Annotated in this window: 11 protein-coding genes; 2 read left to right on the forward strand and 9 right to left on the reverse strand. The window is 71.1% G+C overall.

Annotation, left to right across the window (positions count from 1 at the left end; genetic code table 11):
- Nucleotides 1–54: 54 nt before the first annotated feature.
- The 9 genes from AMIS_RS09195 to AMIS_RS09235 all read right to left on the reverse strand — a co-directional run bounded on the left by AMIS_RS09195 (nt 55) and on the right by AMIS_RS09235 (nt 10,406).
- Complete coding sequence (locus AMIS_RS09195; RefSeq protein WP_014441946.1) at nt 55–2,559, reverse strand: HAD-IC family P-type ATPase; 2,505 nt, start codon at nt 2,557–2,559, stop codon at nt 55–57.
- A gap of 201 nt (nt 2,560–2,760) precedes the next feature.
- The gene (locus AMIS_RS09200) at nt 2,761–3,858 is read right to left on the reverse strand and encodes a glycosyltransferase (RefSeq protein ID WP_231859268.1); all 1,098 of its coding nucleotides are present in this window, start codon (nt 3,856–3,858) and stop codon (nt 2,761–2,763) included.
- A gap of 13 nt (nt 3,859–3,871) precedes the next feature.
- Nucleotides 3,872–4,813 (reverse strand): glycosyltransferase family 2 protein, encoded by a 942-nt coding sequence (locus AMIS_RS09205; protein WP_014441948.1) that lies wholly within the window; start codon nt 4,811–4,813, stop codon nt 3,872–3,874.
- 520 nt (nt 4,814–5,333) lie between these two features.
- A complete protein-coding gene (locus tag AMIS_RS09210; protein ID WP_014441949.1) occupies nt 5,334–6,842 on the reverse strand; it encodes a methyltransferase domain-containing protein in 1,509 nt (502 codons plus the stop codon).
- Nucleotides 6,839–7,669 (reverse strand): hypothetical protein, encoded by an 831-nt coding sequence (locus tag AMIS_RS09215; RefSeq protein WP_014441950.1) that lies wholly within the window; start codon nt 7,667–7,669, stop codon nt 6,839–6,841. Before AMIS_RS09215 ends, AMIS_RS09210 begins: the two co-directional genes overlap by 4 nt.
- Before the next feature lie 50 nt (nt 7,670–7,719).
- Nucleotides 7,720–8,028 carry a DUF3349 domain-containing protein gene (locus AMIS_RS09220; RefSeq protein ID WP_014441951.1) on the reverse strand — a complete coding sequence of 103 codons (309 nt, stop codon included), beginning with the start codon at nt 8,026–8,028 and terminating at the stop codon, nt 7,720–7,722.
- Nucleotides 8,029–8,031: 3 nt separating this feature from the next.
- Nucleotides 8,032–8,286: a hypothetical protein gene (locus AMIS_RS09225; RefSeq protein WP_014441952.1), complete on the reverse strand. Its 255-nt coding sequence runs from the start codon at nt 8,284–8,286 to the stop codon at nt 8,032–8,034.
- Nucleotides 8,287–8,293: 7 nt separating this feature from the next.
- Complete coding sequence (locus AMIS_RS09230; protein ID WP_041830648.1) at nt 8,294–9,502, reverse strand: inorganic phosphate transporter; 1,209 nt, start codon at nt 9,500–9,502, stop codon at nt 8,294–8,296.
- Between the two features lie 85 nt (nt 9,503–9,587).
- Nucleotides 9,588–10,406, reverse strand: a complete 819-nt coding sequence (locus AMIS_RS09235; RefSeq protein ID WP_172666575.1) for an SGNH/GDSL hydrolase family protein — start codon at nt 10,404–10,406, stop codon at nt 9,588–9,590.
- Between the two features lie 60 nt (nt 10,407–10,466).
- Here AMIS_RS09235 and AMIS_RS09240 point away from each other — a divergent pair, with 60 nt between their 5' ends.
- Both AMIS_RS09240 and AMIS_RS09245 read left to right on the forward strand, forming a co-directional pair.
- Nucleotides 10,467–10,745, forward strand: a complete 279-nt coding sequence (locus tag AMIS_RS09240; protein ID WP_014441955.1) for a SelT/SelW/SelH family protein — start codon at nt 10,467–10,469, stop codon at nt 10,743–10,745.
- A 20-nt stretch (nt 10,746–10,765) separates the two neighbouring features.
- A complete protein-coding gene (locus AMIS_RS09245; protein WP_014441956.1) occupies nt 10,766–11,857 on the forward strand; it encodes a calcium:proton antiporter in 1,092 nt (363 codons plus the stop codon).
- The last annotated feature ends 15 nt before the right edge of the window (nt 11,858–11,872 follow it).

An 11,872-nucleotide genomic window follows, 5' to 3' on the forward strand; every position in this document is an offset into this window, starting at 1 on the left:
CGTTTCGTTGAGGGAAACGATGTTCCGTCACGGTAGACGTGCGGCCGGGTGCGGTCAATGAACCTCGAGGCCGAGCAGCCGATCGAAGACCCGGTATCTCAGGACGACGGTCAGGGTCCCGTACCAGAAGAGAAGTGCCGGAACGACGACCAGGAAAACCGGGCGCGACGGGCCGGTGAGGCCGAAATACTGCCAGAGAAACGGAATGAAGAGCACCGCGCTGAACACGATGCACAGTCCCAGAACCAGCAATGCCGGCCGGGTGTCCTTGGTGGGCGTCGTCCAGGCGGCGAAGAACCGCGATCGGGGCGCCAGGAACAGGATCAGCCCGAACGAGGCGAAACAGAAGAACGTCGACAGCCCGGTCTGGGCAAGAATGGTCGCCGCCGCGGTCGTGAAGTCGGCGTCGATCCCGTACGTCAGGCCGGTGTAGCTCTCGAATTCGTCGATGATCTGATGCGGGGTGCGCCGTCCCGAACTGAACCCGGCGACCACAATCTCGTAGAGCGCCGTGTAGACGGCCGCGCCGAACGTGGCGGTCACGATGGAGGCCGGTAAGACGAATCGCACCAGATTCCGGAGCATGAACGGATCGGGCCGGGTCGGCTTCGCCCAGAACGTGAGGAACACCGTCGGCACGCCGACCGTGAACATCGTCAATCCCACCTGCGTCGGCGAATAGGGAAAGCCGAGACCCAGCATCGTGACGGTGAGAATAACGAGGCCCTGGCTGACCACGCGAGCGAGGAAGACGTACAGGGAAATGCCGATGCCGTTGATGATTTTCCGCCCTTCCAGCTGGGCGGGCGGCAGTGCCGCGAACGAATCCTCGACCAGCACGATGTCGGCGACGTCCTTGGTCACCGCGCTGCCGCTGCGCATCGCGACGCCGATGTGCGCCTGTTTCAGCGCCCGCGCGTCGTTCACCCCGTCGCCGATCATCGCGACGTAATGCCCCTGCCGCCGCAGTGACCGGACGATCCGTTCCTTGTGCTCGGGGGCCACCCGGCCGAAGACCGCGGTGCGCGCGACGACGGCGTCCAGCGCGGGGTCGTCGAGATCGTCCAGGGCGGCGCCAGGCACCGGCTCGTCGGCGTCGATTCCGGCACGGCGGGCGATCGCGGCGACCGTACGCGGGTCGTCCCCGGACAGGACCTTGAGCGAGACGCCCTCGTCGGCGAACCGCCGCACCGTCTCCACGACCTCGTCGCGCAGCTCGTCGGCGAGCGCCACGAGCGCGACGGGCGCGAGCATCGGCAGCTCGGGATGCCCCTCGGCGTCACGGAGGCCGGTGGTGTCCTTCTCGGCGCGGGCCAGCAGCAGCACCCGCAACCCCAGCCCGGTGCGCTCGGTGACCTCCGTCGCCGGAAACGGTTGGCGCAGGCGGGGCGCGAGCGCGTCGGGCGCGCCGAGCACCCAGGTGCCCTCGTCGGTGACCAGGCCCGACCAGCGCAGCGACGACGAGAACGGCACCTCGTCGCGCACCTCCCAGACATCGCCGGGCAGTGCCGCGACCAGGGCGAGCGCTGTCAGGTTCGGCGTGGTGGCGTTGTGGGCGAGACTGCCGAGCGCCGTCGCCACCTCGGCGTATTCGTGCTCGCCGATCGGCACGATCTCCTCGAGCGAGAGCTGCCCGGTGGTCAGCGTGCCGGTCTTGTCGGTGCACACCACGTCCACGTTGCTCACCGACTCGACCGCGTTGACCTGCTGCACCAGCGCGCCGTGCCGGGCGATCCGGACCGCCCCGGCGGTGTAGGCGAGCGCGATCAGAAAGAACAGACCATAGGGTACGAGTCCGGACAGCACCGCGGTGATCTGCACGACCCGCAGCACGCTGAACCCCTCGATCGCCGCCTGCGCCAGAATCGCCCCGCTCATCAGCGCGGCCAGCACCATCACCAGCCGCACGATGAACTCGATGCGCCGCTGCAAGGGCGTCTTGTCGGTGGTCGAGCGCCGCGCCTCGGCGGTCAGCCGCCCCGCGTAGCTGTGCGCGCCCACGTCCCGTGCCTGCTGATGCCCGCCCCCGGCCACGCACAGGCTCCCGGACCGCAATTCATCACCGGGGTGTTTGACTACCGGGTCGCTCTCCCCGGTCAGCAGCGACTCGTCAGCCTCCAGCCGCCCGCCGTCGAGCAGCGGCCCGTCCACCACGATCTGATCACCGGGCCGGACCCGCAGCACGTCGCCCCGCACCACCAGCTCCGGCGAGATCTCCAACTCCTGACCGTCCCGGATCACCATCACCCCGGCCCGGTCCAGCAGTTGCAATCGGTCAAGCTTCCGCTTGGCCCGAATCTCCTGCGCCGCGCTGATCACCGCATTGATCAGACCAAGTCCGACACTGACCAGCGCGTCGCTGTACCGCTCCAGTGCCAGCAGCGCGGCGCCGATCACGAACAGAATCAGATTGAAGAACGAAAAGACATTGGTCCGCAGGATCTCGCCGTAACTCCGCGAGCCCCCCTGCACCGCGGCGTTGCCCTCACCCCGCCGCCGCCGAACCTCAGCCTCCGCGCCGGTCAGCCCCTCGGCCGGCGCGAGCATCACCTGTTCCATTCGATCGCCCCGGATCAAAAGTACATTTCGGGCGAGCTTTTTTCCTTTGTACGCGTAACCGGTCGCCCCCAACCGCACCAGCGCAGTCCCCGGGAGTCCGCGCGACCACGCCAGCGGCGCAAGGCCGTCCGGCGCCTCCCGCGACGGCTGCCCACGCACGCCCCGTCAAACCGCCACGCCCCGTCAAACCGCCGCGCCCTGTTAAACCGCCACGCCCCGCCACGCCGCAGCCTCGTCGTACAGCCCCTCCAGCCGCCGCGTCTGTTCCTTCAGGTCGAAGCGATCCGTCACCCGCCGATGCCCCAGCGCCCCCATCCGCCGCCGCAGCGCCGCGTCCCCGAGCAGCCGCCCGATCGCCGCCGCGAGTCCGGCCGGATCCCCCTCCGCACAAAGCAGCCCGGTCTCCCCGTCGACCACCGCCTCCGGGATACCGCTGTGCCGGGTGGCCACCACCGGCAGTCCCAGCGCGGCGGCTTCCAGGATCGTCGTGGGCAGCCCCTCGGTGTCCCCGTCCGGCGCGATCTTGGAAGGCGCCACCAGCATCCGGGACTCGGCGAGGTGGCGCTGCACGACGAGGGGCGGGTGACTGCCGAGGAACGTGGCGTCCAGCCCCAGCTGTTCGGCCCGCGCCCGCATCGACGGCTCCAGCGGACCGTCCCCGATGAACAACGCCCGAGGCCGCGGCGAATGTATCGACGCCAGGGCGGTGAGCAGGTCGTCCACCCCCTTCTTCGGGACGAACCGGCCCACGAACGCGACGTCCCACCGTTTCGGGACGACGGGCGGGGACACCGGAACAGGCACGCCGGTGTAGTGAACGCGTACCCGATCGGGGTCTGCGCCGCAGGCGATGGCTCTTTCCCTGATCACCTCGGAGACGGCGACGACCAGGGCGGCGCGCCGGAACACGGTACGCAGGTTCTGCCGGTACCGGATGCCGCGCACGCCCGGGCTCTCCGGCTGGCGGGTGACGTCGTGGCCGTGCACGGTGACGACGAGCGGGACGCCGAGGCGGGCCGCCGCGCCGCTGGCCAGCCAGCCGTCCCCGCCGAAATGCGCGTGGACCAGGTCCGGCCGCTGGGCGGCGAGAACCCGGTCGAGGCGGGGTGACGAGCCGGTGAGGCGCAGGCGCAGGAAGGCCCGCCGATCCGCCCCAAACGCGATCACGTCGTCCGGGCGGGACAGCGGCGACGCGGTACGGGTGGCGCCGACGTACGTGGGCCGCCACCGGGTCAGCGCGTCACCCTGCCCGCGGACGAACGTCTCGGACCCGGCGAGCAGGGCACTGCGCCAGATCACCACACGAGAGGGATCAGGCGACATGCCGGCGACTCACGATCATGTCGCGGACCCGGTGGCGCAGCGACGGCGGCAGCGCCCAGATCTGCAGGTGCGTCAGGTAGTCGAGGGCACCGGGCCGGCCGTTGCCGCGAGCCTCGGCGAGCAGCTCACGGAAGTGCCTGTGGTCCCGGCCGGGCGCGGCCATCGAGCTGAGCACGCTGAGCGCGAACGCCGCGTACGCCCGCGGGGTGAACAGCGACCGGTTTGCGCGCAGCCAGGCGAGCTGCTGCTCGTACGGCATCTCCAGGCTGATCCGATGCCGATCCTCGTCCTGGTGCCAGAGCACGAGCGGCTCCGCCGCGTAGATCAGCTCGACGCCGTCGTGGCGGACCGCCCGCAGCGTCCAGTCGAGTTCCTGCTGGCGGCGCAGCCCCACGGTGAACGGCACGGCGCGCATCAGCTCCGTCGGCGCCATGATCGTGGAAGTCTGGATGAACCCGTCGCCGTAGAACAGTCCCCGCCGCACGGTGAAGTACTCGCTGAGCGGCTCACCGTCCGACGGCAGCCGGCGCGGCATCACCGAGTCGGCGCGCGGGGTGCGGTTGATCAGCCGGGTGGCGACGACCGGGTACGCCGCGCCGGACCGCCCGGCCAGCTCCAGCTGGGTGGCGATCTTCGCGGGCAGCCATTCGTCGTCGTCGTCGAGGAACGCGGTGAACCGGGCCCGGGCCTCGCGGACGCCGACATTGCGGGCGTACGGGGCCCGGCCACGTTCCGGGAGCACCACGACACGCAGCCGGGGGTCGCCGATGCCGGACAGCTCCTTGACGGTCTCCTCGTCGGGGCCGTCCACGACCACGATCACTTCGAGGGCGCGGTGCGTCTGTCCCAGCGCGGACGCGACGGCACGGGTGGCGAGATGCGGTCGGTTGCACGTCGGGATGACGACGCTGACATCCAGCTCGGTCGACATGAGGCCCGACGCTAGGTGCGGAAGGCGAGGGTTGCGGAAACAGCCCCCGACCAACAGGCGAACGCCCCCGGCCAACTAGCGAACGCCCCCGGCCAACTAGCGAACGCCCCGGCAACCGAACTCAGTACCGCAGGCCGTGTCCGAACGGAACACCGGGTCGGCGGTGTCGCCGCTCCCCCGGTCTCGGTGAGGATGGCGGGCCGGTCCAGGTAGATACCTTGATCACCGGTCTGGGCTACGGCTGAGGCCGGCGAGCCGTAGCGGGGAGCGGCTATCCGGGGTTGATCACATGCCGGGGCTACGGCTGGGCGCTCGGGTTCCACGATCGGCAAGCTCAGGACGCACACAGCGGTTCGGTGTGCCCGCATCCCGGCCAGGGCGACGATGTCGGCACACAGACGGCTTCCGTGCGCCCTCACCCACGCCGACGCGGTCTTGCGTGCGCCCTCACCCACGCCGGCGTGGTGCTGCGTGTGCTTTCGTCCGCGGCGGTGGGGCGGTGCTGGTCCGGGACGGGCCTCTACTGCTTGCGGAACTGGTGGAGGGCGGTTCGGGCGGCTCGCTTTCCGGTTCGCAGGGCGCCCCGCACCGCCGTCGCCGCCCGGCCGGGGACCGTGCCCTTCAGCAGCGTGATGATCCGGTGGGCGCGGACGAGTTCGGCGTCGCGGGCGGTGAGCCGTGACTCGTACCAGTCGAGCCGGGCCTGCGCCTCGCCCAGCTCCCGCGCCAGACGGTCGCGCTCCGCCGTCACCTCGCGCAACGCGCCCACGCCCGGCCGGACCGGCGCGTATCCGGGGGCGGCACCGGCCATCGCCGTGATCAGTTCGGCCAGGTCCGCGGGTGCCGCGTCGGCGAACCGGCCCAGCGCGACCCGCGGTTCCTCCGCCGCACCGAGCCCGAGATCGTGCAGCTCTCCATCGGAGTCCACGACGAGCCCGTCGGCGGGGATGCCCGCGAAGTCGCCACCCTGCCAGGCCGTGAGCAGCGCCCGCATCGCCGGAACGTCCCGCCCCCGAGCAGCCACGAGCAGCGCGTCCATCAGGTTGCGGCCCATCGGCACGGCCGCCGGGTCGTGGTCACCTCGATGCCATCCCCGCGCCGTGCGGCTCACCCGGACGACACCAGGATCGGCGGTGAGGATCACCTCGGGGAGGGACAGCTGTCCGCCGCGGGTCGCCACCACGAACCAGCCCGGTGCGAGCTCGCCGGCCAGCTCACTGGTGAGCAGCTGCACGGCGATCGGCCGCGGGTCCGCCAGCACGGGCTCATCCGGCGACCAGGCCCGCCGCACCACCCCGGCCAGCAGCCCGCGCAGATCCGGATCGGCCAGCGCCGCCGCCCCGACGAGGGCTTGCGGGGACCGAACCCCCGGATAAGCCGCGTATTCTGCCGACACTTCCAGCCCCGCGGCGACCAGAGCCGACCGCAGCGCCGCGGCCCCCGCCGGCCGGGACGGGTCGTCGAAGGCCGGCGCCCCCCACTGTTCGTCACCCGGCTCAGCCGGCAGGGCGAGCAGCCGGTGCAACCCCGCCGGGTTCTCACAGCCCAGGACCAGCCGCCCACCGGGCCGCAGCACCGCGAGCAGCACCGCGAGGCTGTCCGCCCAGGTCAGCCCGTCACTCTCGGTGGAGGTGAGCCGTTCCAGGCCGTCTAGGGCGAGCACGGTGTCGTACGCCGGGACCGCCGCGAGTTTCTCCAGGCTGCCGCAGCACACCTCGAGGCCGGGCCGGGACGCGTACCGGGCGGCGAGTTCCTCGGCGTCCGGCACGCCGCGGACCAGCACCGTGACCCGCCCGGCCGGCACCGCGTCGATCAGCGGGGACGCGTGCGGGCCGACGATCAGCGTGTGCCCCCGCGCGGCGGACGCAAGCACGGCCAGCGCGTCACCGCCGGCGGGACCGCGGTCCGAGGGGGAGCCGCCGGCCGGGCCGCGGTCCGAGGGGGAGCGGTCCGAGGGGGAGCCGCCGGCGGGGAAGGGGGAGCCATCTGACCAGTGGGGCATCTCGCCACCGAGCAGGAGCGGTTTCACGCGGCCACCGCCGAGGCCGAGGACCAGTGGAACAGGGCGCGCAGCTCGGCCGGCGGCAGCAGCCGGTCCGCGCCCAGCTCGTCGACGGCTATCGCGTGCGCCACCGCCGGGTCGACCTCTTTGCCGTGCAGCTCGGCCCACTGCCGGCGGATGCGTGGGCGGCCGCCGAACAGATCCCGTTCGCCGTGCAGCTGCATCGGGTCGCCGTAGACGGCCGGCTCGCAGCCGGCCAGCGCGCCGTAGAGGACGGCGCTGCACAGCCGGTTCGACGCGACCCGCCGGTGCCGGAGCAGTTCGGCCAGCTGCCGGTCGAGGAAGCCGGGGTCGAGATCCTTCCACCAGCCGCCCCGGTACCCGTGGCAGATCACCCGGAACCCGGCCCGCTCGTAGCGGCGGCGGACCGCGGCGGTGCGGTATTCCTGCCAGTACAGGCAGACCGTCACCGGCCCCGGCTCGGTCTCGGTGATCTCCGCGATCAGCCGGTCGTGGTCGCCCTGGACGTGCTGACCCTCCCAGCCGTGGAACGGGTACCAGATCGTGCCGTCACGAGGGCCCGGCGCAGAAGACAGCGTCAGCAGGTAGGCCATCGGCGCCCCGGTGACGTGCACCCGGCGGCGCCCCATCGACCAGGCGCGCCGCCGGGTCCGCTCGCTCCAGACGAACGAGCCGATCCCCGGTACGTACTCGTGGTCGGGCGCGAGCCCGTCCCCGATGTTCCAGCCGTGCTGCAGATAGCCGTGGATCCGGGGCGGGACGTCGCCGGGGGTCAGGCCGCAGTACCGGGCCAGGGCGTACGAGTGCCCGTAGTAGTGGTTGGCGTGGTGCACGGCCCATCGAAGCGCGCCGAGGCGTCCGGCGCGCCAACACCAGGCGACGGTCAGGCGTCGGGTGGGTCGGCCAGTGGCCATCCACCGGCCGCCAGGTGCGCGGACACCCGGACCACGTCCTCCGGCGTGGCCTCCTGCAGGACGGTGCTGCTCACCATCTCCTCGATGTCGCGCGCGGTGATCGGCTCGACGGCCTGGGCGGCGAGGTCCGCGGCGATGCCCCGGATCTCGTCCTCGGTGAGCGTGCGGCGCAGCAGCCCGAGCAGCACCACGTAGTCCTGTTTCGGCACGCCGTCCGGGTATCCGGCGCGCAGCCAGCCGAGCGCGCGGGTCAGGAAGTTGCTCCGTGATTCGGCCATCGCTCAGTCCTTGCTGACCAGGGTGGGGTAGACGTGGTCGAAGCTGAGCTCCTTGCCGAACCCGGTCGCCACGATGAACGTGATGCCCAGCGCCACGCCGAGCAGCACCACGCCGAAGCAGGCGTAGCCGACCGGCCGCGCGCGGGACGCCAGGGCACGGATACCGACCGCGAAGATCGCCGGGAGCCCGGCGCCGATCAACAGGCCGGCGAGCAGCACCTTCCAGGAGGCGTCCAGGGCGAGTGTCAGGTTGTTCATGGCGACCTCAATTCCCTGCGCGAGCGGGGGCCGGGGCGGCCTGCCACTCGTCGTTGACGTTGTTGTGGTCGATCGGCGTGCGCCGCGAGAGCCGCCACATGAATGCGGCCGCGGCCAGCATCAGCAGGAACACGGTGACCGCTCCGGCCACCCCGCCGATCAGGTCGGCGACGAACCACATCAGAGCGCCGGTCAGCCCGGCCGCCGGCAGGGTGATCAGCCATGCGGTCACCATCCGCCCGGCGACGCCCCAGCGGACCGCGGCGCCCGGCCGGCCCACCCCGCTGCCCAGGATCGATCCGGTCGCCACCTGCGTGGTGGAGAGCGCGAACCCGAGGTGGCTGGAGGTCAGGATCACGGTGGCGGCCGCCGACTCGGCCGCGAAACCCTGCGGCGGCGCGATCTCGACGAGGCCTTTCCCGAGGGTACGGATGATCCGCCAGCCACCGAGGTATGTCCCCAGGGCGATGGCGAGCGCGCAGCTCACCCGTACCCAGAAGGGAATGTCGTCGGTGGTGGACCACTCGCCGGCGGCGATCAACGCCAGGGTGATGACCCCCATGGTCTTCTGGGCGTCGTTGGTGCCGTGCGCGAGGGAGACCAGCGAGGCGCTGCCGATCTGTCCCCAGCGGAACCCGTTGTCGGTGAAGCGGGCGGCCACCCCGACGGTGATCCGGTAGATCAGCCAGGTGCCGACGCCGGCCACGACACCGGCGATCACCGGTGAGATCAGCGCCGGCAGGATCACCTTGCCGACCACGCCGTCGAGTTTGCTGCCGTCGCCGGTCCACTTGACGCCGGCCCAGCCGAGGCCGGCGACGGTCGCGCCGATCAGCCCGCCGAACAGCGCGTGCGAGGAGCTGGACGGCAGGCCGAGCAGCCAGGTGAGCAGATTCCAGAGGATGCCGCCGATGACGCCGGTCAGCACGATGACGAGCAGTGCCGTACCGCCGCCGGCGAGCAGATCGGATCGTGGGGCGCCGTCGGAGTCCTGGATGTTGATGACCGCGTTCGTCACGGTCAGTGCCACCTCGACGGAGAGGAACGCTCCGACGAGGTTGAGCACCGCGGAGAGCAGCACGGCTACCTTCGGCCGCAGGGCACCTGTCGCGATCGACGTCGCCATGGCGTTCGCCGTGTCGTGGAACCCGTTGGTGAAGTCGAAGCCGAGTGCGGTGATGACCACGAGGGCCAGGATCACAAGTGTCTCGGTCACACGAGCGTCGTCACCGCTGATCCGGCCGCCCATGCACGACCTCGCGAGAGTTATCCAGGCGTTTCGATGCCATTCATGTCGGTCGTCAGCCCGTCACGCCGTGCAGGACCTTCGCGTACGCCGCATAACCGTCCGCGTTCGGGTGGAACGACTCGGACATGTCGTCGGCGATCGCGTGGATCCACGGGTCCTTGGTGCACGCCTCGTGACCCGCGAAGATCACCCGCGCGTCCACGTAGGTGAACCCGGGGTGCTTGGCGACCACCGTGGAGATCACCTCGGAGAGCGTGTCGGACGCCGCGTTGAGGGCCTTGCGGCGGGCGTCGTTCAGCGAGTCGCAGGCGACCCCGGCGCCCGGGTCGGCGACCAGGTGCGGGTAGCCGACCACGTACACCTTGGCGTTCGGGGCCTTCGCGCGCACCTGGGTGTAGAGCTTGTCGAGCGCGCCCGGCAGGTTCGACTCCATCGTGCCGGAGGCGTTCTTCACCGATTGGGCGCAGGTCTGGTCGGAGCCGAGGACGCACTGCTGCAGCCCGGCGACGAACCCGACGTCGTTGCCGCCGACGGTCAGCGTCACCCAGCCGGTCCGGTCGGTCAGGGCGGTGAGCTGCTGGCTCGTCACGGTGCTGATCACCGCGCCGCTGCACGCCTTGTTCACCGTCTCGCCGAGCGCATCGGTGCCCTTCGCGTCGATCCAGAGCTGCGGGTACGACTTGTCGGTGCTCTGCAGGCAGCTGGTGTCGGCGTAGTTCCCGCCGCCGAGGCCGGCCGCGTACGAGTCGCCGAGCGCCACATAGTCCCGGGCGTCGACGGCCGCGGGCGCGCTCTCCACCACGGGAGCCGCCTCGGAACAGCCGGACAGAACGACCAGGGCCGCACCGGCGGCGATCCAACCGAGCCTCAACACCGTCTCCTCACGTTTCACGTTTCCTCACATGATCATGCCGCAGGGATACTGAACGGCGTGACACCTCGTCTGGAGATCGAATACTGCACGCAGTGCCGCTGGCTGCTGCGGGCCGCCTGGACCGCGCAGGAGCTGCTCACCACGTTCGCCACCGACCTGGGCGAGGTGGCGCTGATCCCCGGGATCGGCGGCGTCTTCGAGGTCCGGCTGGACGGCGAGACGCTCTGGTCGCGCAAGGCCGAGGGCGGTTTCCCGGAGATCCCGCTGCTGAAGCGGATGGTCCGCGACCGGATCGCCCCGGACCGGGATCTCGGCCACAGCGACAAAAAAGCTTGATCCTTTGGCAGAGTTGACGGATGAAGCTGAAGATTCTGTCCCAGTGGACCGTCACCTTGCCGATCCTCGCCGTCGCCGCACTCGTGCTGACCTGGGGCCGCGACCTGCCGCCGCCGGTGGTGGTGATCGTGGCCCTGCTGCTCGGTGGCGCGGTCATGGCCGCCGTGCACCACGCCGAGGTCGTCGCGCACCGGGTCGGTGAGCCGTACGGGTCGCTGATCCTCGCGGTAGCGGTCACCGTGATCGAGGTGGCGCTGATCGTCACGCTGATGATCAGCGGTGGCGAGAAGTCCCAGTCCCTGGCCCGGGACACCGTCTTCGCCGCCGTGATGATCACGGTGAACGGCATCCTGGGCATCTCACTGCTGGTCGGCGCGATCCGCCGCCGGATCGCGGTCTTCAACCCGGAGGGCACCGGCGGCGCGCTCGCCACCGTCGCGGCGATCGCCACGCTGAGCCTGGTGCTGCCCACGTTCACCACGAGCCGGCCGGGACCACAGTTCTCGCCGGCCCAGCTCGGCTTCGCCGCGGTCGTCTCGCTCGGCCTCTACCTGCTGTTCGTGCTGGTGCAGACCCGGCGGCACCGGGACTACTTCCTGCCGATCACCACCGAGGGCGAGGTGATCGAGGGGGAGGAGCACGTGGAGCCGCCGAGCGGGCGGACCGCGCTGATCAGCCTCGGTCTGCTGCTGCTCGCGCTGGTGTCGGTGGTCGGCCTGGCGAAGGGCATCTCGCCGTCGATCGAGTCCGGGGTGGCCTCGGCCGGCCTGCCGCACTCCGTGGTCGGCGTGGTGATCGCCCTGATGGTGCTGCTGCCGGAGACGATCGCCGCGGTCCGCGCCGCGGCCCGCGACCGGATCCAGACCAGCCTCAACCTGGCGCTCGGTTCGGCCATGGCCAGCATCGGACTCACCATTCCGGCGATCGCCGTCGCGATGATCTGGCTGGACGGCCCGCTGCTGCTGGGCCTCGGCGGCACCCAGATGGTGCTGCTGGTGCTGACGTTCGGGGTCGGCACGCTCACCGTGGTGCCGGGCCGGGCGAACATTCTCCAGGGTGGTCTGCACCTCGGCCTCCTGGCGGTGTTCCTGTTCCTGGCCGCCAGTCCCTGATCACCCGTTCGTGAT

It is taken from the genome of Actinoplanes missouriensis 431 (genome assembly GCF_000284295.1).
GTDB classification, from domain to species: domain Bacteria; phylum Actinomycetota; class Actinomycetes; order Mycobacteriales; family Micromonosporaceae; genus Actinoplanes; species Actinoplanes missouriensis.

Bases quoted from the DNA above. Each gene is read 5' to 3' on its own strand.
- AMIS_RS09195 (WP_014441946.1), bottom strand. From the start codon at position 2,559: ATGGAACAGGTGATGCTCGCGCCGGCCGAGGGGCTGACCGGCGCGGAG.
- AMIS_RS09225 (WP_014441952.1), bottom strand. From the start codon at position 8,286: ATGAACAACCTGACACTCGCCCTGGACGCCTCCTGGAAGGTGCTGCTC.
- AMIS_RS09220 (WP_014441951.1), bottom strand. From the start codon at position 8,028: ATGGCCGAATCACGGAGCAACTTCCTGACCCGCGCGCTCGGCTGGCTG.
- AMIS_RS09205 (WP_014441948.1), bottom strand. From the start codon at position 4,813: ATGTCGACCGAGCTGGATGTCAGCGTCGTCATCCCGACGTGCAACCGA.
- AMIS_RS09245 (WP_014441956.1), top strand. From the start codon at position 10,766: ATGAAGCTGAAGATTCTGTCCCAGTGGACCGTCACCTTGCCGATCCTC.